Annotated in this window: 27 protein-coding genes; 15 read left to right on the forward strand and 12 right to left on the reverse strand. The window is 52.2% G+C overall.

Annotation, left to right across the window (positions count from 1 at the left end; all coding sequences use genetic code 11):
• Positions 1-69: 69 nt before the first annotated feature.
• From BMZ14_RS01950 to BMZ14_RS01975, 6 genes are all read right to left on the reverse strand, one after another.
• A complete protein-coding gene (locus BMZ14_RS01950; RefSeq protein ID WP_083396581.1) occupies positions 70-273 on the reverse strand; it encodes a type II toxin-antitoxin system RelE/ParE family toxin in 204 nt (67 codons plus the stop codon).
• On the reverse strand, positions 270-479 hold the full coding sequence (locus BMZ14_RS01955) for an addiction module protein (protein WP_074794022.1): 210 nt from the start codon (positions 477-479) through the stop codon (positions 270-272). The genes BMZ14_RS01950 and BMZ14_RS01955 overlap by 4 nt, the downstream gene beginning before the upstream one ends.
• Complete coding sequence (locus BMZ14_RS01960) at positions 476-1,045, reverse strand: recombinase family protein (protein ID WP_074794024.1); 570 nt, start codon at positions 1,043-1,045, stop codon at positions 476-478. The genes BMZ14_RS01955 and BMZ14_RS01960 overlap by 4 nt, the downstream gene beginning before the upstream one ends.
• Positions 1,046-1,320: 275 nt before the next feature.
• On the reverse strand, positions 1,321-1,827 hold the full coding sequence (locus BMZ14_RS01965) for a VOC family protein (RefSeq protein ID WP_074794026.1): 507 nt from the start codon (positions 1,825-1,827) through the stop codon (positions 1,321-1,323).
• A 137-nt stretch (positions 1,828-1,964) separates the two neighbouring features.
• A complete protein-coding gene (locus BMZ14_RS01970) occupies positions 1,965-2,927 on the reverse strand; it encodes a DUF5996 family protein (protein WP_074794028.1) in 963 nt (320 codons plus the stop codon).
• Between the two features lie 152 nt (positions 2,928-3,079).
• The gene (locus BMZ14_RS01975) at positions 3,080-3,376 is read right to left on the reverse strand and encodes a hypothetical protein (protein WP_074794030.1); all 297 of its coding nucleotides are present in this window, start codon (positions 3,374-3,376) and stop codon (positions 3,080-3,082) included.
• A 328-nt stretch (positions 3,377-3,704) separates the two neighbouring features.
• On the opposite strand from BMZ14_RS01975, the gene tadA reads away from it, so the two are divergent.
• The 5 genes from tadA (at position 3,705) to ftsB (ending at position 8,571) form a co-directional block, all read left to right on the forward strand.
• Positions 3,705-4,154, forward strand: coding sequence for a tRNA adenosine(34) deaminase TadA (gene tadA, locus BMZ14_RS01980; protein WP_074794032.1), 450 nt, complete (start codon positions 3,705-3,707; stop codon positions 4,152-4,154).
• Positions 4,155-4,161: 7 nt separating this feature from the next.
• Positions 4,162-4,644, forward strand: a complete 483-nt coding sequence (locus BMZ14_RS01985) for a L,D-transpeptidase (protein WP_074794034.1) — start codon at positions 4,162-4,164, stop codon at positions 4,642-4,644.
• A gap of 256 nt (positions 4,645-4,900) precedes the next feature.
• A complete protein-coding gene (locus tag BMZ14_RS01990) occupies positions 4,901-6,610 on the forward strand; it encodes a CTP synthase (RefSeq protein WP_074794036.1) in 1,710 nt (569 codons plus the stop codon).
• A 220-nt stretch (positions 6,611-6,830) separates the two neighbouring features.
• Positions 6,831-8,114, forward strand: a complete 1,284-nt coding sequence (gene eno / locus BMZ14_RS01995) for a phosphopyruvate hydratase (RefSeq protein ID WP_074794038.1) — start codon at positions 6,831-6,833, stop codon at positions 8,112-8,114.
• Between the two features lie 121 nt (positions 8,115-8,235).
• Positions 8,236-8,571, forward strand: coding sequence for a cell division protein FtsB (ftsB, locus tag BMZ14_RS02000; RefSeq protein ID WP_074794040.1), 336 nt, complete (start codon positions 8,236-8,238; stop codon positions 8,569-8,571).
• A 78-nt stretch (positions 8,572-8,649) separates the two neighbouring features.
• On the opposite strand, the gene BMZ14_RS02005 is transcribed toward ftsB, so the two are convergent.
• The gene (locus BMZ14_RS02005) at positions 8,650-9,294 is read right to left on the reverse strand and encodes a response regulator (RefSeq protein WP_074794042.1); all 645 of its coding nucleotides are present in this window, start codon (positions 9,292-9,294) and stop codon (positions 8,650-8,652) included.
• A gap of 117 nt (positions 9,295-9,411) precedes the next feature.
• Positions 9,412-11,400 carry an ATP-binding protein gene (locus tag BMZ14_RS02010; protein WP_074794044.1) on the reverse strand — a complete coding sequence of 663 codons (1,989 nt, stop codon included), beginning with the start codon at positions 11,398-11,400 and terminating at the stop codon, positions 9,412-9,414.
• 429 nt (positions 11,401-11,829) lie between these two features.
• Here BMZ14_RS02010 and BMZ14_RS02015 point away from each other — a divergent pair, with 429 nt between their 5' ends.
• The 9 genes from BMZ14_RS02015 to yut all read left to right on the forward strand — a co-directional run bounded on the left by BMZ14_RS02015 (position 11,830) and on the right by yut (position 19,864).
• Entirely contained in the window at positions 11,830-13,143 is a 1,314-nt protein-coding gene (locus tag BMZ14_RS02015; protein ID WP_256208314.1) for a hypothetical protein, read from the forward strand.
• Positions 13,144-13,551: 408 nt separating this feature from the next.
• Positions 13,552-14,388, forward strand: coding sequence for an urease accessory protein UreD (locus BMZ14_RS02020; protein WP_256208315.1), 837 nt, complete (start codon positions 13,552-13,554; stop codon positions 14,386-14,388).
• A gap of 102 nt (positions 14,389-14,490) precedes the next feature.
• On the forward strand, positions 14,491-14,793 hold the full coding sequence (gene ureA / locus BMZ14_RS02025; protein ID WP_074794048.1) for an urease subunit gamma: 303 nt from the start codon (positions 14,491-14,493) through the stop codon (positions 14,791-14,793).
• 18 nt (positions 14,794-14,811) lie between these two features.
• Positions 14,812-15,135, forward strand: coding sequence for an urease subunit beta (locus BMZ14_RS02030; RefSeq protein ID WP_074794050.1), 324 nt, complete (start codon positions 14,812-14,814; stop codon positions 15,133-15,135).
• A 33-nt stretch (positions 15,136-15,168) separates the two neighbouring features.
• A complete protein-coding gene (gene ureC / locus BMZ14_RS02035; RefSeq protein WP_074794052.1) occupies positions 15,169-16,875 on the forward strand; it encodes an urease subunit alpha in 1,707 nt (568 codons plus the stop codon).
• Between the two features lie 8 nt (positions 16,876-16,883).
• Positions 16,884-17,420, forward strand: a complete 537-nt coding sequence (gene ureE / locus BMZ14_RS02040; protein WP_074794054.1) for an urease accessory protein UreE — start codon at positions 16,884-16,886, stop codon at positions 17,418-17,420.
• Between the two features lie 17 nt (positions 17,421-17,437).
• Positions 17,438-18,115, forward strand: coding sequence for an urease accessory protein UreF (locus BMZ14_RS02045; RefSeq protein ID WP_074794056.1), 678 nt, complete (start codon positions 17,438-17,440; stop codon positions 18,113-18,115).
• A gap of 21 nt (positions 18,116-18,136) precedes the next feature.
• Positions 18,137-18,790, forward strand: a complete 654-nt coding sequence (gene ureG, locus BMZ14_RS02050) for an urease accessory protein UreG (protein ID WP_074794058.1) — start codon at positions 18,137-18,139, stop codon at positions 18,788-18,790.
• A 114-nt stretch (positions 18,791-18,904) separates the two neighbouring features.
• Positions 18,905-19,864: an urea transporter gene (yut, locus tag BMZ14_RS02055; protein WP_074794060.1), complete on the forward strand. Its 960-nt coding sequence runs from the start codon at positions 18,905-18,907 to the stop codon at positions 19,862-19,864.
• Positions 19,865-19,971: 107 nt separating this feature from the next.
• Here the strand turns inward: yut and BMZ14_RS15330 are convergent, their stop codons facing one another.
• The 4 genes from BMZ14_RS15330 to BMZ14_RS02070 all read right to left on the reverse strand — a co-directional run bounded on the left by BMZ14_RS15330 (position 19,972) and on the right by BMZ14_RS02070 (position 23,519).
• The gene (locus BMZ14_RS15330) at positions 19,972-20,418 is read right to left on the reverse strand and encodes a carbonic anhydrase (RefSeq protein ID WP_256208316.1); all 447 of its coding nucleotides are present in this window, start codon (positions 20,416-20,418) and stop codon (positions 19,972-19,974) included.
• A gap of 23 nt (positions 20,419-20,441) precedes the next feature.
• Positions 20,442-20,720 carry a carbonic anhydrase gene (locus BMZ14_RS15335; RefSeq protein WP_256208317.1) on the reverse strand — a complete coding sequence of 93 codons (279 nt, stop codon included), beginning with the start codon at positions 20,718-20,720 and terminating at the stop codon, positions 20,442-20,444.
• Positions 20,721-20,750: 30 nt separating this feature from the next.
• The gene (gene nikR / locus BMZ14_RS02065; protein WP_074794062.1) at positions 20,751-21,212 is read right to left on the reverse strand and encodes a nickel-responsive transcriptional regulator NikR; all 462 of its coding nucleotides are present in this window, start codon (positions 21,210-21,212) and stop codon (positions 20,751-20,753) included.
• A gap of 162 nt (positions 21,213-21,374) precedes the next feature.
• Positions 21,375-23,519, reverse strand: a complete 2,145-nt coding sequence (locus BMZ14_RS02070) for a TonB-dependent receptor (RefSeq protein WP_256208319.1) — start codon at positions 23,517-23,519, stop codon at positions 21,375-21,377.
• A gap of 289 nt (positions 23,520-23,808) precedes the next feature.
• Here BMZ14_RS02070 and BMZ14_RS02075 point away from each other — a divergent pair, with 289 nt between their 5' ends.
• A complete protein-coding gene (locus BMZ14_RS02075; protein ID WP_074794066.1) occupies positions 23,809-24,780 on the forward strand; it encodes a metal ABC transporter substrate-binding protein in 972 nt (323 codons plus the stop codon).
• The last annotated feature ends 5 nt before the right edge of the window (positions 24,781-24,785 follow it).

Genomic DNA, 24,785 nt, shown 5'->3' on the forward strand with positions numbered 1-24,785 from the left:
GAGCGCGACCTTTTATCAAAGCCAGGTTTCTGCGATAGTGCAGACAGGCAATGCCGACAGGGTCGCCCTCTACCCTGAACCATAGGGGAATCTCTTCATATTTGCTCGCCGCGCATCTTTAACTAATGCCGGGTAGAGCATGGGATTGCTTTCAATCATTTCCAAAGCTTCCTCGACCTTGGAGGCGAAATCAGCCCCTAATCCCGGTCGCTGCTTTTCGTACCAGTCTCTTGCTTGTGCCACATCATTGAATGCCTGAAGGGTAACGATCAAGGCGCAAGCTGACGCAACGCGTCCCTCCACGGCAGGGCGGTTTTCTTGTCTTCATCGAATGTCGTCAGACGGGATTCCACTTCATCCCTTACCTCTGGAGACACCGGGATATTATTTTCTTCAAGGCTTTCCGAAAGCAGATCCATCAGCTCAAGCTTCTGATCCGCTGTAAGGGCCTTTACATCTTCTTTTGTGAGCATTTTCATGATACGACTTCCTCCAAACTTTCTGCACGAGCAGCAGGCAGGTGATTGTAGAGAGTTGATATGGAAACACCAACACGCTTCGCAACCTCTGCTACCAATCGCTGGGTTCCGCAATAAGGCTTTCGCGGTCTGCAAATCTCTATCAGATAACAGCCGCTGTCTGCGGCCCCGTTCCGCGCCGACTTCAGGCCTGCATTGGTCCAGTCCCGGATAACCCCACGTTCAAACTCGGCTAGTGCCGAAAAAATATGAAAGACCAGTTTTCCGCTTGGTGAACTCGTGTCAATCGGGTCCTGCAAGGATTTCAACCCAATCCCTCGGACCTCAAAATCCTCGACTGTCTCGATCAGTTGCTTCATGGATCGGGCAAGGCGGTCAAGCTTCCAGACTATTAGAATATCCCCTTTGCGCATGTACAACAGCGCGGCCTTCAGCTCTGGTCTGTCCCGCTGCGCACCTGAAGATTTCTCCTGAAAGATTTTCTCGCAACCCTCTTTAGTCAGGGCGTCGATCTGTAAAGCCAAATCTTGATCCTGAGTACTGACCCGCGCATAGCCGATTTTCATTTTTGCCTTTTCTTCTCCAAAAACTCGTCTCCATGTTACCTGTGCAAGGGCTTTGCCTACGACTGCACGTAAGTGGTAGGTTCGTGCTCACCCAGGCTTGGGAGTGTTGTGTCGCTGGTTTGAGAAGAACTGGGGTAACCAAGGAGTGCAGGCCTCTGGACCGCCTTCACATTCATGACCCGAGGTGAACCATCATCCGGGTGCAACGATGATCGAAGGTACAAGGGTTCGGAGAGTGACCCTATAGATCGCTATCAGTTCAGCTGTTCCAATTTTCAGGTTTTCACCTGCCCTCCCTTATCTCCTTTATCCCCCTTGTCCTGCTGGAACATCGTTTTCGCGCGCTGCTTTATTTCGTCCAGAGAGAGGTCTTCGTTATGAGTCGCAAGGAACCACATGTGTCCGAACGGATCTTCCAATGCGCCTGTCCGGTCGCCATAAAACTGATCCTGGACCGGTTTGACGATTTTTGCACCGGCGGCCACGGCCTGATCGAACAATGCATCCACGTCCTTCACATATAAATGAAGGCCAATCGGCGAACCGCCCAAAGCTTGCGGGCTACGGAAGGTGCTTTCTCCGCCGCAAGAGTCAGCCATCATGATGCGGGAATCACCGATTTGAATTTCGGCATGTCCGACTTTGCCGCCGGGCGCGTCCATTTTATATAATTCAGCTGCATTGAACGCCCGTTTGTAAAAATCGATGGCTTCGGTGGCGCCATCGATCATCAGGTATGGGGTGATGGTATGGTAGCCATTGGGTATGGGTTTGGTTGTCATTGGCCTGACTCCTTTTTCGCACTATTTCGAATGATGATCTGAATGTAATCTTACGGGACGTTGTCCCCGGCGGCACAGGCCGCCATTAATCGATCAGGTCGGCTTGAGGCGCGGTCATACCCCGGCTGCTTGCCGCGTCATGCGCGTATCATTTGACGTTCCAGCGCGAGCCGGTCCCAATCCGACAAAGTAGCAGCTGCTTCGTAAGTGGTCTGAAGGAATGAGAGCAGCGTTTGTGGCGGGTTTGCAGCGGCGCGCACTGATTCGTAGGGCAGGATGAATTCACCCAGCTTGTCGTGAAAGTACGCGGCCTCCGGCTGAACGGGGTAGTTGCTGAAACCGGGGGGGCTGGGATAAGCATAAGCGTAAAAAGCGGCTTCGCCCAAACCGGTCCCAGGCCAGAAACCTGCACTCGATACCTCGTGTGAATAAGCTTCTTGCGTTATCCTGTCGGCAATGTTAGGAAAGCCGCCGGGATGCTTCGGCGCGGTTCGTCCGGAAAACCGGGTCACAGCCAGATCAAACGCGCCCCAGAAGAAATGCACCGGACTCACCTTGCCTATGAAGCGGGCGCGGAAATCCTTTAAGACACCATCAACAAGCACCAGTGCATGCCAGAAACGAGAAGCGGCATCTGCGTCATAGCTCGCATGCTGGTTATCTTTCTCAAACGGGATTGCCACTTCCACCTCGACCGGGCGGGCAAAAATTTTGACTGTGATACCCAACTCGGCAAGCGCCAGCATGGTCTTGCGGTAGAAATCGGCTACCCGCATGGGCTCCAGAGCCAATGAGCGGCTAGTGCCTGCCGACGTAGTGATGTGCAGGGCGTGGGTTAGGAAATCGAAGTCGATAGCGAAGCTGAACGGTCCGTAAGGGATAGGCGAGGTGGTCAGGCCGCGGGTCGTGACGTAAAGTGTGGATCCCCAACCGTGGTTGACGTCTGGTGAGAGCATCAGCCGGATTTTTCCGACGACCTGTGTCCACATGTGTAGCGTAGTACAGGTGTCCTGCCAATTTTCAAGCGGAGGCAGTTCCGGCCAATCGTTTTCGACAGCAATCGGCTGCGTTGTCGTGGTTTTTCCTTTCTGGCTAAGCATTGCTTCCTACTCCACTTGCATTGTACTGATACTGTCTTGATCTTTGCATGGACGGACTCCGGGTCAGGTATTAATATCATCCAGCTGTATGGCCGGAAGGGCAGGCGACCCTCACCATCAGATCTTCGTTATAACGCGTTAACAGGACAAAGCTAATTCAGATCAGGGCAAGGGCCGCATGTACCGGCTTCGTGATCGTAGCATCCGCACTCTCCGGTTTCCTCATTGCACACCACTATAAGTACGAACGGACCATCCGTATCGGTGGCGCCCGAAGACGAGATTCTGAAATTTGACCACTGAACCGGCGTGCCATGGAGACGATTCATTATCGTACTCATCTCCTGCACTTTGCCGGTAATCTCTTCAAATAAGCGGGCCATGCGATCACGATCATCACCCTTGAGGGGCTTGAGAGACTTCAACTTTTTTCGCACAGATTTAGGCATATTTCAAATCCTCCCTGGAAAAATCAACCGAAGCTTTGCTGGTCAATCGAGATCACGACCATATTATTTCTAGACCATGTCGGTCTGAATAGCAAGAAATGACCATTGCGTTCCCTTTTCGACAGGTTCCGTGCAGTTGGACCAAGACCGAGAATTCGAGAACCGGAGGACCGCGGATTCCGGGCTTTGCGCATTTCGAATTGCTGCCTTTCAGAGTATTTCCGTGCGTTTAGTTCGCTTTTAACGCTCTTTACGGTATAACCCTCACATAAGAATTTTTATTGTGACTTAAAATGTAACAAGCGTGAATAGTGTAGACATTGACTTTATGCGCGCTGCGCTCGCGCTTGCGGAACAGGCGGAAGAGGCGGGCGAGGTGCCGGTCGGCGCCGTGGTGGTTAAGAATGGCGCGATCATCGGGAGGGGATACAATTGTCCGATTTCAGCAGCGGATCCCACCGCCCACGCGGAGGTGATGGCGTTGCGGGATGCGTCGCGGAACCTGGGTAATTACCGGCTCGTGGGTTGCACGCTTTATGTCACGCTGGAACCCTGCATCATGTGTGTGGGAGCAATTTTTCACGCACGTATCGCGCGGTTGGTCTATGGCGCCGCAGACCCGAAGACGGGTGCCTGCGGGAGCGTAATTGATTTGACAGCCGAGCTAAGGCTAAATCATCACATGCAAATAACCCGCGGAATCCTGGCGGAAGAGGGGAGCGGAAAGTTGAAGCAGTTTTTTGAAAAACGCCGTAAGGCAAGGGCAACAGGAGCGTAGGGCGCTGATGGGAATTGTGATTAGTATTCCATCTCAACAGCTTGAAGTTTATAGTGATAATGGAAATATTACTAGACGGTACAACATTTCTTCAGCTGGAAAGGGAGTGGGGCAGCAGTACGGCAGTTTTTGCACCCCGCTGGGAAAGCACGTCATTCGCGCTAAAATCGGTGCCGGCCAGCCAGTCAATACGGTTTTCGTAAGACGCCGGCCAACCGGCGAAATCTATACCCCCGAACTGGGCGCAAGCTATCCGGGGCGCGACTGGATTTTAACGCGCATCTTGTGGCTCTCCGGTTGCGAGCCCGGCTTCAATCGCTTGGGACAGGTGGATACCATGCGCCGCTACATCTACATACACGGCAGCCCTGATAGCGTGGAGATGGGTAAACCCGGTTCCATAGGTTGTATCCGGATGCACAACAGTGATTTACTGGAATTGTTCGACTTGGTGGATGCGGGCGCAGGGGTCGAAATCAACAATACTTAGTAGTGCATGCTTTTCGTGCGATATCGGCAGGGTGAGGAAATAAGTAACCGAAATCCGCCATTTTATTATTTTCAACCATCATTTCCCCCCTAAGCTTCCGTTAATCAATACCCTCGTCTTGATATGCTCCCTGTAATATTGAGCGAGTATAAAAGGACGAATTAGCCACGATTGAGTCAGGTTTCCCGGTTAAACATCCGCCTCATTCATCCGGTCAATTTGTTCAGGCAGGCCTTTTCCGGTATCATAAGCAGCCATGACAAAGTATGTATTTGTGACAGGTGGCGTTGTATCTTCCCTCGGAAAAGGCATCGCCGCGGCTTCTCTCGCAGCTATCCTCGAAACTCGTGGCATAAAGGTTACCATGCTCAAGCTGGATCCCTATATCAACGTGGATCCCGGCACGATGAGCCCATTTCAGCACGGTGAAGTATTCGTGACCGAGGACGGAGCGGAAACCGACCTCGACCTCGGGCATTACGAGCGTTTCATCAGCGCCAGGATGAGCCGGCGTAATAATTTCACGACTGGCCAGATCTACGAGAGCGTAATCAAGAAGGAGCGGCGCGGGGACTATCTGGGTGGCACGGTACAGGTTATTCCGCATATCACTGATGAAATCAAACTACATATCAAGGCCGGCGCAGGAGACGCCCAGGTAGCTATCGTTGAGATTGGCGGAACGGTAGGAGATATCGAATCCCTGCCATTTCTCGAGGCGATCAGGCAGATGGCGGTACAACTTCCTCGCGATGATACCTGTTTTATTCACCTCACCTTACTGCCTTACATCACATCGGCGGGGGAATTGAAAACAAAGCCAACCCAGCATTCTGTAAAGGAGTTGAGGGAAATCGGCATCCAGCCGGATGTGTTGCTGTGCCGCGCCGAGCGCGAGTTGCCGGAGGATGAGCGTCGCAAGATTGCCTTGTTTACCAATGTTCGGGAAGAAGCCGTGATTCTGGCGTTGGATGTGGATAGCATTTACAAAATCCCGGGCCTGCTGCACGAACAGATGCTGGATGAAATTGTCTGCCACAAGCTGCATATCCTAGCCAAGGCGGCGGATTTGAGCATCTGGAAAAACTTGGTGCACGCGCTGAAGCATCCTCAGCGCACGGTTGAAATCGCGCTGGTCGGAAAGTACGTGGATTTGACGGAATCGTATAAATCCCTCTCGGAAGCGTTGATACATGCCGGTATTCATACCCGCAGCAAGATCAATATTCATTACATGGATTCGGAAAATATCGCGAAGGAAGGCACGGATTGTCTCAAAGAAATGGATGCGATACTGGTTCCGGGCGGGTTCGGCAAACGAGGAGTGGAAGGCAAGATCATGGCCATCCGCTACGCTCGTACAAATGGCGTTCCTTATCTCGGCATCTGTCTGGGCATGCAACTCGCAGTGATCGAATACGCGCGTGACAAGGCTGAAATGGAGGGCGCGCACAGTACCGAGTTCAATCCTGATACACCTTATCCTGTAATTGCCCTCACCATCGAATGGCGCACCCGTGAAGGTCAGGTGGAAATCCGGAATGCCGAGTCAAACCTTGGCGGCACCATGCGTCTCGGCGGTCAGGAGTGCTTGCTTAAAGACGGATCGCTCGCCCGCAAGATTTACGCGAAGGACAAAATTATCGAGCGGCATCGCCACCGCTACGAAGTCAACAACGAATATATTCCCCGCCTGGAAAAGGCCGGGCTGCGCGTGAGCGCAATATCGGCGGGAGAGGGCCTGTGCGAGATGGTTGAATTGCCCGAGACCGAGCACCCGTGGTTTGTCGCCTGCCAATTTCATCCAGAATTTACATCCACACCGAAAGCTGGACATCCGCTGTTCACTGCATTCATCGAGGCTGCCACCAGTTTTGCGGATAAACGCATTACAGCCGGCGGCATTGCAGCTGAAGCATTGCCACACAGCAAACTGAAAAACATTGCCATAAGCGCCAGCCAATAGAAAGCCTTGTTGAAACTGGTCCGCTCAACTCCTACTCCCAGTTGAAGATTCCTTCATGATCAAAACCAGAAGAAAGCATTAACCCTGAGTACGGGGCGAAATTCAAGCAAACTCGCCGGCGATGGCTTTCTTTTATCTTCAGATCGTCTTTCCGTAAAGCCCGAATCTCAGCAAAGCAGTTTTTAATAACTTATAAATAAATGACCCAGGGAAAAATAGCATGAGTGCAATTGTAGATGTCATTGCCCGCGAAATTATTGATTCGCGCGGGAACCCCACTGTGGAAGCGGATGTATTGCTGGAATCCGGCGTACTGGGGCGAGCGGCTGTGCCTTCAGGCGCATCCCTTGGCACCCGCGAGGCAGTCGAATTACGGGATGGCGACGCACAGCGCTATTTCGGTAAAGGCGTATTGAAAGCGGTGGAAAATGTGAATACCGAGATTTCCGAAGCCGTCATGGGCCTGGATGCGATGGACCAGAATTTCATCGACAGGACGCTTATTGATCTTGACGGCAGCAGCAACAAATCCAGGCTCGGTGCCAACGCAATTCTTGCGGTATCCTTAGCGGTAGCGAAAGCGGCGGCGGAGGAGTCAGGGCTACCGCTATATCGATATCTCGGCGGGGCAGGGCCATTGTCCCTGCCTGTACCCATGATGAATGTCATCAATGGCGGTGCGCATGCCAATAATAATATTGACATGCAGGAGTTTGTGATCATCCCCCTGGGTGCGCAGAGCTTTCGCGAGGCCTTGCGCTGCGGCGCAGAAGTATTTCATACCTTGAGAGGTTTGCTTGACAGCAAGGGGATGCATACTGCAGTGGGTGACGAAGGAGGTTTTGCGCCCAATCTGCCCAGTAATGAAGCGGCGTTGCAACTGATCGTTGAAGCCATCGAAAAGGCCGGTTACTTACCGGGTCCGGACGTGGTCATCGGGCTGGATTGCGCCAGTTCGGAATTTTACCGGGATGGCAAATATCATCTGGCTTCCGACGGTTTGCGCCTCGATTCCGCACAATATGCCGATTATCTTGCCACCTGGACAGACAAGTATCCTATTCTCAGCATTGAAGATGGCATGAGCGAGCATGACTGGGACGGCTGGAAACTGCTTACCAGCATGCTTGGAAAATCCGTGCAACTCGTCGGCGATGACATTTTTGTGACCAATGCCGGCATTCTGAAAGAGGGGATCGCGCAAGGCATAGCCAATTCCATACTTATCAAGCTCAACCAGATCGGCACGCTTACGGAAGCTTTTTCCGCTATTGAAAGTGCCAAACGCGCGGGCTATACCGCGGTGGTTTCACACCGTTCCGGGGAAACCGAGGATACCACCATCGCTGACTTCGCCGTCGCGACGAATAGCTTGCAAATCAAAGCCGGCTCGCTTTCACGTTCCGACCGCCTGGCGAAATATAATCAATTGCTGCGCATCGAGGAAGATATGGGCGACGCCGCCAGTTATCCAGGACGTGGAGCTTTCTATCAGCTGAGATAGACCTGTCTGGTTCAACATCTTGAGCCGCGCTGGCATTTCAATATATCGGCGGTTTCATTTTTATCAGGAAAGGAAAGAGGGCAACGATCGCGTACTCGCAAATTAGTCTTGAGATGTTCACGTGAAAGTATTGAGCCTTATACTCGCTGCCCTGATTATCCTGCTGCAATATCCACTATGGCTGGGCAAGGGCAGTTGGCTTAAAGTCTGGGAAGTCGACCAGCAGGTCGTGGCACAATACGAAACCAACCAGAAACTGAAAACCCGCAATGCTGCCCTGGACGCGGAAGTACGCGACCTCAAACAGGGCTACGAAGCGATTGAAGAGCGGGCCCGTAGCGAACTCGGCATGATCAGGGAGGACGAGATCTTCTTTCACATAACGGAAGATAGCGCGGAAGATAGCGAAAAAAACTTCTCAAAGGAACCGACTGAGGGCGAAGGGTCCGTGAAGTAAGAAAATGACGAATTCTCAACCAGCGTGATATGGTTCACTCCCTGCCGAAGTTGAGAGGTCACTGACAAACTTGTGGTGCTATTCCAACAATTTGTGCTCGGTTACGTAGCGGATTAACTGAGCATTGTTCTGCATTTTCATTTTTTCAAGAAGGCGAGCGCGGTAAGTGCTAACGGTTTTTGCACTTAAAGCCAATTTTTGCGCAATTTGGGTTAAAGATAATCCGGCGGTGATAAGTTTGAGGACAGTGAATTCCCGATCGGAAAGTATGGAATGCGGCATTTTAGATGTTGGACCAAGGTCGAACAGCAATTTTTCCGCCAGTGCTGCATCTATGTATTTTTTCCCATTGGCCAAGCGCCGGATTACGGAAATCAGCAGATCCGTTGGACTGTTCTTGGTAAGGTAGGCGGACGCGCCTGCGCGTATTGCTCTGATAGCGTACTCATCCTCATGATACGTGCTCAGCATCAGCACCTGATGCTTCTTATCGTCGATCATTATCCGTTTCAGTACCTCCAGCCCGCTCATGCCTGGCATGCTGACATCCAGCAATGCCACATCCCACCCACCCAGGTGAATTTTTTCCAATGCGTCAAACCCGTCTGACGCTTCGCCAACCACTACAATGTCAGTTGTTTCGCCAAGAATCCGTTTGAGCCCGTCCCGGAATAACCTATGGTCATCCGCTAAAAAAACTCTTATTGTTTGGTCGTATGCCATTTTTCCAATATACCCGGAGAAAAGCCGGGGTAGCTCAAACCCCATTCGTCCCCGGAATATGCCAGGTTATAAAAAACAGGCCTGCTGATTTGATCAGTTCGTGCCACCAGCACTTGTTCATTTGTGAGCGGAAAGTCCGTTCTCCTTATTTTGCTTCATCGGTATACACATGCTAACCACGGTTCCTTGCTGCGGCACACTGCTGATATCGATACTGCCGCCCAGTACAGCGGCGCGCTCTCGCATTCCAAGCAGGCCAAATGACTTTTTCTTAGGGGCGCTCGCGGGATCGAACCCCTTGCCGTTGTCACGTACCTCAACCATAAAGTCATCCGCATTCTGCCAAAGGGTGATTTTGACACAACTTGCTTCGGCATGCCGTGTCACATTGGTCAGAGATTCCTGGACGATTCTAAATATGGTCACCGTTTGATTTTCATCCAGGTCGATTGGCGCTTCCATCAGCTGCAATGTGCAGTTCAGGCCGCTATGTTTGCTGAATTCGTTGGTCAGTTTTCTGATTGCCGATATGATTCCGAACTCCAGTGAAGCCGGACGCAGATGTTCTGCCACATTACGCACGCTCTGGCCTGCCTGATCCACCAATTCCAGCATGTTATGCCTGATGATTTCCAGTTTTTCGCTTCTATTAACCTGTCCGCTCTTCAGCAACGAAATTTCCAGGTGCAATGCCGCCAGAAGCTGGCCCAGTTCATCGTGAATCTCGCGGGCGATATATTTGCGATCTTCTTCCCGCATGCGCTCTACATGGGCTGCAAATTCCCGTGTTGCTGCATCGCGCACCCTAAGCTCCTGCTCGGTAAGAATCATTGCCTCTGCGTGCTTGCGCTCAAGCCACTTCCCCAGATCGTCCCCGACAACGTCGATCAAGTTCTGCTCCTCTGGCAGTAAGAAGGGCCGATCCTCACTGTAAAATATGGCAATAGAGCCGCAAGCCTCGCCGTATACCAGAATTTGCTTTCGTAATACGCGTATATGATCTTTATCATATTGGCCGGAAACAAACTGCTTGCCGTCGAGTTCAATCTTGATTGTGGTAATGTTCGGAAACTGCATTGCCGCGATGAGTTGCACAAAAATGGTTTTGCAAACTTCCTCAAGCGAACCTGACTCCATGCCGCGGCGAATCCCGTAAAAACAGCGAATTTCCTTTAATCGCTCCCGCAACGATCCCTCGACCTGCTTGAGTTTGGTAATTTCATGTTCAATGGCTTCTGCCATGGTATTGAAGTCAGCGCCGACCTTGGCGATTTCATTATGCGTAGAGATGTCGCAGCGGGTGGAATAGCTGCCGCGCGCGATGCTGCTCGCCTGGCGCCTGAGATGATCGAGTGGACGCAGGACATTGCGCCGCACAAGGAAAGCGGCGCATACCACGATGAGTAGCCCGATGCAAAGCAATGCCAGTATCAACAGCATTTGCTGCTGAAATTTACCCTGCAAGGTGCTGAGCGTGGTTTGCGTGCGAATATCCAGCATCTGCGTGAATTCGCTGATCGGGAGCATGATTCTGGTTTTCTCAGCTATATAACGCTGACCGAACAACAGATCAATAGCGAAATCGCGATCAGGCGCGCCGGCTACGGTGAAGTTGCCATACCCGTCGTCGTATAACCCCCTTACAGCAGCGAAAGCCTGTTTTTCCAGATTGACCAAATTGTCGGAAATGTTTTGCGATTGTCGCAGGAGATCGAGCTCCCTCTCGCTAAAACCCTCGCGACGCATCAGTTCCATCAGGGAGATAGGATTATCGGACTCTGCCTGGACGGGAAACCAGTTTACCTCCCAATAGTTATTCAAGTACTTTGCGGGGCGCGGCAGTGTTCCGTTACGAATGCCGAGGATCTCAAAAAAAAATTGCTCGTAGTTCGAGTTGCCAGTTATCACGTAGCCTCGGGCCATTTTGGTGAGGTTTTCGGAACTCCGGAACAGCTCATTTGCAAGCTGCAGGGAGTGGTGTTTTTGGCGCTCGGCGTTTATGACATCGTCAAGAGTGCCCAGTGCCTGGGAAGAGAGTGCTATCAGCAAGCCGAGTCCCAGTAAAATAATGACAAGAAAAAAATTCGTGAAAACGTTGATTCTCATGTTCTTCCGTTTCGCCTTGTAAAATCATGTCTTGCCACCCATAGCAAACACCGGAAAAATCATACCGCAGCAGAGCTTTCTGAGATATTACCGCCTGCGCTCCTTTTAAATAAACCGATGACCTGTTCTTGCGAATCACTTTTTTTTGGCCGCCCCTTCTTTCTGGAATGGACTCTTGCAACGGATGATAGGGAAGGTTACTAGAGGTAACGCTGAAACAAAATGTAGGAACAAAGGAATATCCTGTCAGGAATCCCCTGCATCTTTGCTATTCCGTTAATGATAGCATTTTGAGGATTGGAAAGAATTAGCTGTCTGTTCACGAGAATCAAGTGGGTGTTGACACGTGACGGACGCCCGCGATGGCTTGGAGAAAAATTAGACATACTCGGGGATATCTTGTTCAGTACTGTCATGAAGGGGATATAAATGGTTGGCTACGAATTAATGACGGCTGGGAACGCTTTCCAGGAAAATGACCGGGGTAAGCGAAGAGGAAGCTTTTTTGCCCGGTTAGCGACGCTGCTAGCGCTAACGGCAGGCTTTATATCCTTATCACCCCAAGCCCGCGCCGTGGACCATACGCCTTTGAGTAAACCAAAATGGGCGATTGACGATACCCGATGGATGACACTTGGCATGGGGTTCCGCGGCACTGGCTTATGGGTGGAAAACCGTGCGACCGGCAGCTTCAGGAATGATTTCAGCATTGACAACGCCCGTGTTTATTTCAATGGGCAGGTCCATGAATATGTGAAGTTCGAGATCAACACGGAATGCTTTTTCTGTAATAACACCCAGTCCAGTGACAATCCCAGGATGTCCTACAATATTCTTGATGCGATAGGAAAACTGGAGGTTAACCGGTATTTCAATATATGGGGCGGGCGCATGCTGGTGCCTACGGAGCGGGGCGAACTGAGCGGACCCTTTTTCCAGGCTACTCATGATGCCTTCAAAACACCTTTTTTCTCGCAGGATTTCAGCACCAAGTTTGGCAGCGGAGGCGCGGGCCGCTATGGCCGTGATGACGGTGGAACGTTTTGGGGCAGCGTCGAACCCGGATTCATCAAAGGTACGCTCGGCTATGCTGTCGGGGTATACAGAGGGCTCCAGTCATCCAGCACCGTTGGGCCAAACCAGGGTGATAGCGTGCTCTGGGCCGGACGATTCACCTACAATTTTTTGAACCCCGAAAAAAACCCGGGCTATTACACCAGCAGCACCTATTTCGGTAAAGCGGGAGACATTCTTGCGCTGGCGTTCGGCGCATCGTATCAGAAAGATGGCGCGGGTTCATTTGCCAATCGCAGTGATTTTCTTGGTCTTGTGGGCGATATCCTGTTTGAAAAAGTGCTGCCGAAAAATACGGGCGTGTTCACCCTCAACGGCGAGTACAAGCAATTCTATGCCAACTATTCCCCTCTCGCTTTTGCCGATCCAAGCTGCTTTTGCATATTCGATGGAAAATCATGGACGGTCACCGGGCTTTACCTGATACCCGTCAAGATAGGGATTGGGCAGTTCCAGCCTTACGGCAGGTTTACCAGTATTCAGCCTGATCACAGCAGTAATCGCGAGGAGATCGAGGGTGGCGTGAATTACATCATCGATGGCTTCAATGCGCGTATTTCGGCGTATTACCAGCATGGCGATCTCTTTACCAAGGGCTTGAACTATGCACCTGATGTGACAGGAGACAAGGTGGATATTTTTAAATTGTCCTTCCAGTTGCAAATGTAATACCTGAGCTGCGAACGGTAGTCTCGGAAACAAGAATCGGGCGAGAACTGCTCAGTCCGGCATAGGGGCGAGAAAAGGCGAATGGACTGCAAGGCGGGAAATCATTCTGCTCCGTTGCCATCTGAGGTTCAGTGTAGGACAAAGTTATAAATCCTTATATCGTTCAGGGGGTTAAAGAGCATGAACATCATTATGTTTCGGTTTACATCATGCAAGATTGTGTGTAACGTGCTCAGAAAGGGATGTGATGGAGACCGATTTCAGGAAACCTGATTCAGCTAAATCATAAATACAACAACAAAAATGTATCCGACTACTAATGCGGAAAACCTTTTAACGGGAAAGGAGCCTGCTGCTCCGGTCCATCGTTTGTACCCCGCGAAATCTTTATCGAATCCGGTACCCGCTGTGCCGCATGCGCCCTTGCAAGCCCGCTTGACGCTGGGTTTTACGAAAGACGCCGGTGCTACCCGGCTGACCGAGAGAAACCACCTTGGCCCGTTGCTGGTGCAAAAACCTCTCTATCCGGAAGGCCGTGAAGTGTGCCAGGTCGTGATCGTGCACCCGCCTGGCGGAGTTGTCGGCGGGGATAAGCTGGAGGTCACCGCCAAGGTTGGCCCGGCAGCAAGCGCGCAAATCACTACCCCCGGCGCAGCCAAGTGGTACAAAGCCAACGGCCGTGTTTCGTACCAGAATATAAAACTTGACGTGGGCCCCGGAGGAACACTTGAGTGGGTGCCGCAGGAAACCATTTTTTTCGACAATGCACAAGTCATGCTGGACCACAGCGTTGCGCTGGAAAAGGATGCGAGCTATATCGGCTGCGAAATTCTGTGCTTTGGTCGCACCGCGTCCGGCGAGTCGTTCACGGGAGGGCAGATCAGGCAGCGCAGCAGCATCCGTCGCGATGGTAAATTAATCTGGTTCGAGCAGTCCCGGTTGGAAGGCGGCAGCACAGCCATGAAAAGCCCTTTGGTACTCTCCGGCAGCACCGTGTGCGCAACCCTGATTGCAGTAGGCAAAGCAGTTCCTGCCGCGCTGCTACGTGAAATGAGTGAGGGCGCGGATGCCATAGGGGATAGCCCAGGCAATTTCGGCGTTACGCAATTTAAATCCATTATCGTCATGCGCTACCTGGGGCATTCGAGCGAAATTGCTCGCCGCATAATGTTGCACGCCTGGGGCTTGCTTCGTCCAGTCATGTTGAACCGGCAGGCCATGGTGCCCAGGTTGTGGAACACATAAGGCCGCTGGTGAACAGGCTATTTTTTCGCCATTTTAAAAATGTGCTACGTATTAGCGCTGTGGAGAATAGAAGCAGCCGTTAATTTACCGAGGAGATGTCAAATGGATCTTACGCCGAGAGAGAAAGACAAGTTACAAATATTTACCGCAGGGTTATTGGCGGAACGACGGAAAGCGCGCGGCTTGCGGCTCAATTATCCGGAGGCGGTCGCATTGATCACCTGCGCAATAATGGAAGGGGCGCGCGATGGCAATACAGTTGCTGAGCTTATGTCGGAGGGCAGAAAGATACTTACGCGCGCCGACGTGATGGAGGGCGTTCCCGAAATGATTCCTGATATCCAGGTCGAGGCGACGTTTCCGGATGGCACCAAGCTGGTGACTGTCCACAACCCCATTCCTTGAAAACCCCGGAGATTAGCCATGGCAAGAATACCATTAGTTCCAGGTGAAATATTTGTGCAGCCTGGCGAGATTGAACTGAACGTCGGCAGAAAAACCAAGACGCTGAAAGTTTCGAACGGTGGCGACAGACCAATACAGATTGGTTCGCACTTTCACTTTTATGAAGTCAATTCGGCAATGAATTTCGACCGTGAGGCGGCTTACGGCATGCGCCTGAATATCATGGCGGGCACAGCGGTACGTTTTGAACCTGGTCAGGAACGCACTATTGAACTGGTTGAACTCGCCGGAGACCGGACGGTGTATGGGTTCAACCAGAAAGTGATGGGCAAGCTGAAATAACAGTGCCGCGAATAATCTACAGAGGAGCAGAAAATGACTTTTAAAATTTCCCGCCAGGCCTATGCGGAAATGGTCGGCCCTACTACCGGCGACCGCATCCGTCTGGCCGATACGGAACTTCTTATTGAAATCGAGAAAGATTTCACTACATATGGCGAAGAAGTCAAATTTGGCGGCGGCAAGGTGATCCGCGACGGGATGGGTCAATCACAGCGCAGTCATGCTGATGTAATGGATACCGTAATTACCAACGCGGTCATTGTAGACCACTGGGGCATAGTCAAGGCGGATATTGGTCTAAAGGATGGCAAGATCGCGGCAATAGGCAAAGCGGGAAACCCGGATATCCAGCCTGACATCACGATGGCCATCGGCGCGGCAACCGAAATTATTGCCGGCGAAGGTTCAATTATCACGGCGGGCGGGCTCGACGTCCATATCCACTTCATCAGTCCGCAGCAGGAGGAGGACGCAATGATGAATGGGATTACCACCATGCTGGGAGGCGGGACGGGCCCGGCGGCCGGCACCTCGGCAACAACCTGTACCCCGGGCCCATGGCACATCAAGTCAATGCTGAAAGCATCGGACGGGATGGTGATGAATACAGGGTTTTTCGGCAAGGGTAATGCCAGCATGCCGGCCCCGCTGGAAGAACAGATTGTGGCCGGTGCTTGCGGGCTGAAACTGCACGAAGACTGGGGCACTACCTACGCGGCTATCGATAATTGCCTGGATGTCGCGGATAAAAATGATATTCAGGTAGCCATCCACACCGATACCATCAATGAAGGGGGATATGTAGAAAACACGATCGCTGCGATAAAGGATCGGACGATTCATACTTTCCATACGGAGGGGGCAGGTGGCGGCCATGCACCCGACATCATGAAGGTTGTGGGTCAGGAAAATGTCTTGCCTTCATCCACCAACCCGACGCGGCCCTACACCGTCAACACGCTGGACGAACATCTGGACATGCTGATGGTGTGCCATCATCTCGATGCCAGCATTGCGGAAGATCTTGCTTTCGCGGAATCGCGCATCCGAAAGGAGACCATCGCGGCCGAAGATATTCTGCATGACATGGGCGCCATTTCGATGATGTCGTCGGATTCGCAGGCAATGGGCCGTATTGGCGAGGTCGTGTTGCGCACCTGGCAGACTGCCCACAAAATGAAAATACAGCGCGGTTCCCTGCAGGAAGACAGTTCGAGGAACGATAACTTCCGGGTGAAGCGCTATATAGCCAAGTACACCATCAATCCTGCGATCACGCACGGGGTTTCCCACGCCGTTGGGTCCGTAGAGGTCGGCAAATACGCTGATCTCGTCTTGTGGAGGCCCGCATTCTTCGGCGTCAAGCCATCCATGATCCTGAAAGGCGGAATGATCGCCGCCGCGCTGATGGGCGATCCGAATGCGTCTATCCCGACCCCGCAGCCTGTGCATTACCGGTACATGTTCGGCGGATACGGCGGAGCAATCAAAATATCCTGTTTCACTTTTACCTCGCAGGCAGCGCTGAATGCAGGACTGGTTGATAATCTGAAGCTGGACAAGAACCTGATTGCGGTCAAGAACACGCGCAATTTGCGCAAGAAGGACATGATTCATAATGGTGCGACTCCTAAAATGGAAATTGATCCCGAAACCTATGAAGTGCGCGCCGACGGACAACTGTTGACGTGCGGAGCAGAAGATGTTTTACCGATGGCGCAGCGATACTTTTTGTTTTGAGGCCATAAATGCTTACCTTGAATACCAAGATAGAACACGCGGAATCCATTTTCGCGCAGCTTGTCCTGCCTTATGAATTGCGTGAAAACAGCCGCTTGCGCACTACGCTTGCCTCGGGAGAGGAGGTTGCAATTTTTACTGAGCGGGGTACGGTGCTGCGCAACAACGATTTGCTCAAGGGCAATGACGGCCGGGTGATTCAAATCGTCGCGGCGAAAGAACTCACGTACCGGATTACCTGCGCTACCTCGCGAGATTTGTTGCGCTGCGCGTTTCATGTCGGTAATCGTCATACGCAGACCCAGGTGGAAGAAGGTTTTCTGCGCATCTACCAGGACACCGTATTGAAGGAAATGCTCGAGGGCCTGGGCGCGACGGTGGTCGAAGAAAATGCGCAATTCGAGCCGGAAGCCGGCGCCTACAGCAGGGGGAGCGGCCATCATCATCATGGGAGCGACGGTCACGCTCATTCTCATGATCATGGGCCATTGGCTCCCATTCCGGCCCATCAAAAGATTCACCGGCCCTCGGATCAGCAACGGTAGAACATGAGGTGACAGCCATGCACGCCACTTCCTTGCTACGCCTGCTGCAATTGGCGAGCCCGTCGCTTCCCATTGGCGCATATACCTATTCGCAGGGTCTGGAGTCGGCTATCGAGACAGGCATTGTCAACGATGAAAGCTCGGCCCGAGCCTGGATTATCGAATCGCTGGGTATAGTCGCCGATTTTGAAGCGCCGGTACTTTGGCGTCTGTTGAAGGCTTTTTCGGCGCGAGACTTGGCAGCCGTCACGTATTGGACGGAACGTTTCGTTGCAGCGCGCGATACCGCCGAATTCCGTGCGGAGACCATTCAAATGGGATATTCGCTCGGCAAGCTGGTGGCTGACCTGAAGATTGCGGACGATACGCTGCTGGAGATACTCGCGGACCAGCATGAAATACCGTTGCCGACAGCGTTTGCCTGTGCTGCGACGGCATTGGCTGTGCCCCATCACGAAGCTCTGCTTGGCTCGCTGTTTTCCACTATCGAAAATCAGACGCTGGCTTGCGTGAAATCGGTGCCCCTTGGGCAGGTATCTGGCCAGCGGCTTCTTTTTTCCCTGCATCCCGAAATTGAAGCGGCATCGCAACGCGCGCAGCTGCTGGCAGATGATGAGCTATCAAGCTGGGCACCGGGGTTATCGTTATTATCAATGCAACATGAAGTTCAATACAGCAGGATCTACCGATCCTGAATTTATTCATACGGGATATCCATGAAAAAATTATCAAATCCTCTACGCGTCGGAATAGGCGGGCCAGTAGGCTCGGGAAAGACCGCTTTGTGTGAAGCGCTCAGCAAGAAAATGCGCGATCGATACGATATGGCGGTTATTACGAACGATATCTATACCAAAGAAGATATGGAAATTCTGTTGCGTGCCGATGCGCTCCCGGCTGAGCGCCTGATGGGCGTGGAAACCGGCGGTTGCCCTCACACAGCGATCCGGGAGGACGCGTCGATCAACCTGGAGGCAATTGCGCGCATGACAGCGGACTTCCCTGATCTGGATCTCATCCTGATCGAATCCGGCGGGGATAACCTTGCATCGACTTTCAGCCCGGAACTTTCCGACCTCACCATCTATGTCATCGACGTAGCTGCCGGGGAGAAAATACCGCGGAAGGGCGGTCCTGGCATTACACGCTCGGCGTTGCTTGTCATCAACAAGATCGACCTTGCGCCTCATGTGGGAGCGAATCTGGATGTAATGGCACGCGACGCAAAAAGAATGCGTGGTGAAAGACCATTCGTGTTTACCAATTTGCACACCGGCGAGGGCGTTGACCGCATCGTCGATTTCATTGCGAAACAAGGTCTACTGGACGAAATCAAGGCGCAAGCCGTCGACGCACGTTCCCAGGTTTAATCAGGATAGGAGAAAACTGGCTCCCGGCTACTTGCAGCAGGAAAATTCAAGAGGCCCGCTTGTGCTGCCCGGCATAAGAAAGATCGTATATAAAAAACCCAGGAGCTGAGTATCATGAATTGGTCATTAACGATCGATAAAGCGCTTCCTCGGCCTCTACGCATAATTCTGCGAGGTGTCGGACAGGTATTTTTTTGCTGTAACGCGGTGACCGGATTGATTTTCCTCGTAGCGCTTTTCATCGGGAGCGTGACTGCGGGGGCTGCCGCAACGGTGGGAGTGATAAGCAGTACCGTTGCAGCTTACCTTCTGGGGTTTTCGGAAGATGATATCGATGCGGGGTTGTACGGCTTTAATGGCACCTTGGTAGGCCCCTGCCTGTTTCTGTTCCTGGAGCATTCTCCTCAACTCTGGCTTTATGTCGTGCTTGCTTCGATATTGTCGAGCATTGTGCTGGCCGCCCTGATGCGAATTCTTCACCCTTATAATGTTCCTGCTTCGACATCTCCGTTTGTCCTGACCTGCTGGATGTTTCTGGTTGCAGTGTATGCGTTCGACAGCTTTACGCGGGGTCCGATTTTGCCGCCGCCCGGTATTCCCACGGTGGTGACGGGTGTTGGAGCGATTCCAGCCGAGGTATGGTTCACGGCGCTGACCAAAGGCATTGGCGAGGTAATGTTTGCCGATAGCGTCGTGGTCGGCATTCTGTTTTTAACCGGTATCGCGATTGTTTCATGGCGGGGTGCGCTGATGGCGCTCTCCGGCGCGTTTGTTGGCGTTATCGTACCCATGCTTTTCGGGGCAAACCAGAACTTGATCGAAATGGGACTTTATGCATTCAATCCAGTTTTGACAATGATGGCGTTGGGCTGGGTCTTTCTCAAACCTTCCGGCAAAAGCGCTGTATTGGCTATCTTGGCTGGCATTTTAACCGTGGTGTGTCAGGCTGGTCTGGCAAGTTTTCTCACACCTATAGGCTTGCCAACCCTTACATTCCCGTTTGTTCTGGTAATGTGGATGTTCCTGTTCGCGGCGGGGAAATCAAAATATTGGTCAGGTCCTGCCGCCAAATGAAAGCAAGCCGACGGCATGGATAAGTTCCCCATGCGACCAGTGGCGTGATTTTAATAGACAGTGGAGATCCGGCACGGCGCAATATTAAGGAATTTGATGTGCGGTGGTCAGGCCACCAGTGTAACCTCTCCCGTTTTCAGGCTGTAAACGCCACCCACCACGAGAATTTTCCTCTCTTCGACTAGCTTGCTCAAAATCGGCGGTTGTTTTCGCAGCTTGTCTACATTGCGAATGACGTTCATTCTAACCACATTCTCGAAACGTTCGCCCGGCAGTGTTTTCGCAGCCCTGACCGCCGGGGCCAGTGCACTTGCCATTGATTGAATGTGACCCGGAAATTGCCTGTTTTTATCCACTGCATCGATAGCGGCCCCGACCGCTCCACAACTTTCATGGCCGAGCGCCATGATCAATGGCGTATGCAACACCGCAGCGGCATACTCAAGGGTGGCCACACAGTCGGTGGTTAAATAATTGACGGCCACGCGAGCTACAAATAGATCGCCACGCTGCTCGTCGAAGCAGAATTCGGGACTTACCCTTGAATCGGACAACTTAGGATGCTCGCATAAGGATTCTAACCGGTAACCAGGGCGCCCCGCTCGTCGCTAAAATCCAGAAGTGTCGACTGACCGGCCACGTAGCGCGCATTGCCTGCCATCAACCGTTCCAAGGCGGCATCAGCCGTCACTACATTTTCCGGCAGGGGCGGCGCTTTTGCTTCGATGGCGGATGCCGCTCTTCCTGTTGTTGCGGCAAACCCGAGACCGAGAGCGGAAGCGGCAGCCAGTTTCAGGAAAAGGCGCTTGCCCGGGTTTTCTTCGGAATCCCTGTTTTTCTTGTTTGTGCCGCACATATTGAAAGCTGCCTTGCCTGAATCGGATAATCAGGTAAGCGGATTGCTATGAGAATGCGGAAAAGAGGTGGTTGAATGTTGCTCTTGCCTGATCTCTACCGGTACCATGTGCAAGCTGCCATGGCGGACACCGCGAGTCGCCATGACGAGATTGGCAAAGTCTTTAACACTCTTGATCGTGCCGCGCAGGATAACTACCTCAAGGCAGTTGTCATGATCCATATGCACATGCATACTGGATAAAGTAAGCTCGTGATGGTCATGCTGCACCGAAGTAACGCGAGTTGCCAGGTCGCTTTCATGATGATTGTAAATATAGCTGAGCGTCGCGACGCAATGGCCGGACTCCTCTTTTTCCAAACGGGAGGCTTCCAGTTGCTCTCGTATCAAGTCGCGCATTGCTTCGGAACGATTGGTATAGCCACGTGCGTGTATAAACGCATCGAACTGATCGGAAAGCTGATTATCAAGTGAAATGGTAAGGCGTTCCAAGATTTCCCTCTCAGGAAGAAGACGTTGGATTAATAGCTTACCACAAGCTGACACGAGCTATCACAAGGATGGGGATGGCAATTGTGAGCGCTTTATTGCAATTGCCACTCAAAATCACCATTCAAGGCAGTTGAAGATTGACTTTACGAAAGTTGCCGAAGATCAAAAATTCCCTGTGAGGCTGACGCGGAACGAACGAGATTCGATAGGATGGAAGTGTCTGTCCGGCACGCCGGAGGCCGGTTCTCCCGGTAGTCTCGACGTATAGAAATAGTCGATTGCATGGGCCTTTGTACCTAGCAGGTTGAAGCCCTGCAGTGCTACGCGAAACTTCTTGCTTAGCTTGAAGCCAATCTGACCATTAAGGGTCATCGTGTTATCCGACTGCTGGCTATTATCTTCCACCAGCGCCCGTTTTCCGAAATAGCGGAATTGCATGCTGCCGAAGAAAGGGCCGAGATTATCCACTGCGATACTTGCTTTTCCCACACCCTGAATTGCGCCGGGGATGTGATTACCTGCCGGGTCCCAGCCGGTGAAGCGCGCTTTGGCCAGCGCGTAATCCAGGTCTACGGTCAGCCAGTGATTCGGCATATAAAAAGCTGATACTTCGAACCCTTCGCGTTTGCTCGGCCGGCTTGCTTCGGTAGTGCCCGCATCCCCGACGAATAACAGTTCAGAGGCAAGATCCAGCCGGAAAAATGTAAGCGATGCCTGCAGCCCGGGAAGGATCGCTGTTCGCAGCCCTGCTTCATATCCGGTAGAGCGGACGAGAGGATTGACTCTGCTTATCGCTTCGCCGGACTTAGGGTCTACGGTGGCCGTGGCGCCGCGAGCGTCATTGCTGTGAAAGCCGCTGCCGTAGTTGAAGTAGTATTCCGTCTTGGCCCACGGCCCGAAGATCAGGCTCAGCTTGGGATTGGTTATGCTGTCATATTGTTCGCCGGAGTTGAGGCTATTGTCACTGTGGACATCGAACCAGTAAAAATCGCTGCGCACTCCAGCCACGCTCCGGAATTTGTCCATCCACTGGACGCTATTCTGATAATAAAGCCCCATGCTGTTTTCGAGCACATGGTCTTTGCGAGTGGTGAATAGGCTCTGCCGTTGCCTGGTATGCAACAGGCCATTATCGATCACGTCATTCTGGAATTGCGCACCCACCGTATTTTCAAACGCGAAACCGCCAAGGTTATTCACCCAGGCGTGGCTTAGATTCAATGCCGATTGGAACCGCTTGTCGACCTGTGAAAATTGATCGCCGTTGACAGGGTCGTCCAGAAAGTATGTGAAGTTTGAAAACAGGGCAAGGTTGCTATGGATGGTATAGAGATTGATTCTGGTAATCCCGAGCTTACTCTTGTGCTGCAATGCGCTAGACAGGCTGAAACGATGTGATTCACCCCCATCGCTGGGGTCGATGCTGCCAAGAGGTGAAATCGAACCGGCTTGGACAGCGCGTTGGGGAATCTGGTCCGTGGCGTTCCAGTTGGCTCCGTAACCCATCGCGGTGATATTGAAGCGGGTGTCTCCGTAACTCTGGCTATACCGTAACACCGCGTTGAATTTCCTGTAATTTTCCTTCCTGAGCCACGGTCCATCCTTTGTATTTAACTCAAAGGCATAGAGGATAGTGCCTCCGCCTGCCCCGTGAGAGTTTGCGGCCAGTCCCCGCATGAATCCCTGGTTGCCTACACTGAAATTCGCGATCCCCGCGGGCAATTTATTGACGTAGCCAATATCGACCGCGCCGGCTGATGAGAAGTCACCTTGATCCGCATAATAAGGGCCCTTCCGATATTGGAGAGAGGAAGCGAGCTCGGGTATCAGAAAATTGAGGTCGGAATAACCCTGCCCATGTCCGTGGCTGCGCTGGTTAACAAGCATGCCCTCCACGGATATTCTGAGGTCCGTGCCGTGATCAAGATTGAAGCCGCGCGCGAAATACTGATTGGCCTTGCCCTCTCCGCTGTGCTGCGTGACGATCAAGCCCGGTACACTTTCGAGCAATTCTCCCGGGCGGTAAACCGTGCGCTGGTCTATCTGTTGTTTGAGAACAGTCCCCTGATTCGCCGATTCGGCGGCTCCGATCAAATTATGATTATTGCCCTTGGCTTTTACCACCACCTCCTGAAGCGTCGGTACTCCTGCTGCATTAAGCGATGGTCCGATTCCCGTCAATACCAATGCGATACTGATGACGAGTGACGGGCGCGGCATTCGTGATGCTCGGGCGGCTGAAGCAGCAAAACCCCCGCGTTTTAATGCGGGCCTGTGGTCCGGTAGCAATGCGGCGAGTCGTTCCATCCTTTGGCCCTGGTTATAAAATATCCTTAGGGAACCAAGGCCACGCTACTCAATTTCTGTATAGTATGAGATATTTCCAATTCGTCATACTCATTGCCGAAACAAGCAGGATGGGAATAGCTTGATACTCTCAAGGTGATGTATGAAGATAAGTAAATTCTTCATACATTTTATAATATCTTTGCTGCCTCAAGGTGAACTGATGCAAAGCTATCGTCAACTAATCGCGAGGTAAAGGGTTCCCAGCTTGCAAGTCGAACCTCATATGGACCCCCACCTATAGAAAACCATGAAAGCTGTCCGGCCTCCCATCCTGTTCTTATTGCTTCTGCTGGCTTTGCCATTGCCCGGCGTTGCCCATTCCGCAGACTCCCCTAGAAAGATAATCATTGTCACCACGGTCGCCCCTATTACCAATATTGTCCAGAATGTCGGCGCAGGGCTGGCTAAGGTGATCGGAATCGTTCCGGACGGGACCGATTCCCACACCTTTGAGCCCGTCCCTGCGGATGCGAAGATACTGGGAGCCGCGGACATGATTATCGTAAATGGCCTTGATCTTGAACTGCCTACGGTGAAGCTGGCGGAAAAGGTCAAAAAAGCCACAACAGTTATTTTGCGGCTTGGCGATCGCACACTGCGCAAGGAAGACTGGCGCTATGATTTCAGCTTTCCACGGGAGCAGGGGCATCCCAATCCGCACTTATGGCCCAATATTGCATTGGCCATCCGATACGCGGAAATCGTTCGGGACGACCTCGTTGCTTTCGATCCCACGCGGCGCAAAGGCTATATCGCAAATGCGGAAACTTATATAGCCAAGCTAAGAAAGTTGGATGACGCCATCTTTGATTGCGTCAAAACCATCCCACCGACGAACCGCAAACTGGTCACCTACCACGACTCCTTCGCCTATTTCGCTCCGCGCTATGGCATGAAGGTCATCGCAGCTATTCAGCCATCTGATTTTTCCGAGCCTGGTCCGCAAGAGGTAATCCGCGTCATCAAGCAGATAAAGCGGGAAAAGGTGCCTGCCGTTTTTGGTTCGGAAGTTTTTCCCAGCAAGGTCATGGAACAAATCGCGCGTGAAACCAGCGTCAAATTCATAGATCAGCTTTCGGATGACGAATTGCCCGCTCCGCCCAACAACTCTTTTATCGGCATGATGGCGAACAATGTTGCGCTGATGACCGAGGCGCTCGGTGGGAAGCCGCGTTGCATGGCAGGCATCGACACAAGCAATGCCGTACCTGGAATTTGAAGGCA

Origin of the sequence: Nitrosospira briensis (assembly GCF_900115125.1) — a bacterium.
Classification (GTDB): Bacteria; Pseudomonadota; Gammaproteobacteria; order Burkholderiales; family Nitrosomonadaceae; genus Nitrosospira; species Nitrosospira briensis_A.

Excerpts from the sequence above, each read along its gene's own strand:
- ureA (WP_074794048.1), top strand. The coding sequence starts at position 14,491 with ATGGATCTTACGCCGAGAGAGAAAGACAAGTTACAAATATTTACCGCA.
- tadA (WP_074794032.1), top strand. The coding sequence starts at position 3,705 with ATGCGCGCTGCGCTCGCGCTTGCGGAACAGGCGGAAGAGGCGGGCGAG.
- BMZ14_RS01965 (WP_074794026.1), bottom strand. The coding sequence starts at position 1,827 with ATGACAACCAAACCCATACCCAATGGCTACCATACCATCACCCCATAC.
- BMZ14_RS02070 (WP_256208319.1), bottom strand. The coding sequence starts at position 23,519 with ATGGAACGACTCGCCGCATTGCTACCGGACCACAGGCCCGCATTAAAA.
- BMZ14_RS02015 (WP_256208314.1), top strand. The coding sequence starts at position 11,830 with ATGGTTGGCTACGAATTAATGACGGCTGGGAACGCTTTCCAGGAAAAT.
- BMZ14_RS02005 (WP_074794042.1), bottom strand. The coding sequence starts at position 9,294 with ATGGCATACGACCAAACAATAAGAGTTTTTTTAGCGGATGACCATAGG.
- BMZ14_RS02075 (WP_074794066.1), top strand. The coding sequence starts at position 23,809 with ATGAAAGCTGTCCGGCCTCCCATCCTGTTCTTATTGCTTCTGCTGGCT.
- BMZ14_RS01975 (WP_074794030.1), bottom strand. The coding sequence starts at position 3,376 with ATGCCTAAATCTGTGCGAAAAAAGTTGAAGTCTCTCAAGCCCCTCAAG.
- BMZ14_RS02010 (WP_074794044.1), bottom strand. The coding sequence starts at position 11,400 with ATGAGAATCAACGTTTTCACGAATTTTTTTCTTGTCATTATTTTACTG.
- BMZ14_RS01970 (WP_074794028.1), bottom strand. The coding sequence starts at position 2,927 with ATGCTTAGCCAGAAAGGAAAAACCACGACAACGCAGCCGATTGCTGTC.
- BMZ14_RS01990 (WP_074794036.1), top strand. The coding sequence starts at position 4,901 with ATGACAAAGTATGTATTTGTGACAGGTGGCGTTGTATCTTCCCTCGGA.
- BMZ14_RS01960 (WP_074794024.1), bottom strand. The coding sequence starts at position 1,045 with ATGAAAATCGGCTATGCGCGGGTCAGTACTCAGGATCAAGATTTGGCT.
- ureG (WP_074794058.1), top strand. The coding sequence starts at position 18,137 with ATGAAAAAATTATCAAATCCTCTACGCGTCGGAATAGGCGGGCCAGTA.
- BMZ14_RS15335 (WP_256208317.1), bottom strand. The coding sequence starts at position 20,720 with ATGTGCGGCACAAACAAGAAAAACAGGGATTCCGAAGAAAACCCGGGC.
- ureC (WP_074794052.1), top strand. The coding sequence starts at position 15,169 with ATGACTTTTAAAATTTCCCGCCAGGCCTATGCGGAAATGGTCGGCCCT.
- BMZ14_RS02045 (WP_074794056.1), top strand. The coding sequence starts at position 17,438 with ATGCACGCCACTTCCTTGCTACGCCTGCTGCAATTGGCGAGCCCGTCG.
- ureE (WP_074794054.1), top strand. The coding sequence starts at position 16,884 with ATGCTTACCTTGAATACCAAGATAGAACACGCGGAATCCATTTTCGCG.
- BMZ14_RS01955 (WP_074794022.1), bottom strand. The coding sequence starts at position 479 with ATGAAAATGCTCACAAAAGAAGATGTAAAGGCCCTTACAGCGGATCAG.
- BMZ14_RS01985 (WP_074794034.1), top strand. The coding sequence starts at position 4,162 with ATGGGAATTGTGATTAGTATTCCATCTCAACAGCTTGAAGTTTATAGT.
- BMZ14_RS02030 (WP_074794050.1), top strand. The coding sequence starts at position 14,812 with ATGGCAAGAATACCATTAGTTCCAGGTGAAATATTTGTGCAGCCTGGC.
- eno (WP_074794038.1), top strand. The coding sequence starts at position 6,831 with ATGAGTGCAATTGTAGATGTCATTGCCCGCGAAATTATTGATTCGCGC.
- yut (WP_074794060.1), top strand. The coding sequence starts at position 18,905 with ATGAATTGGTCATTAACGATCGATAAAGCGCTTCCTCGGCCTCTACGC.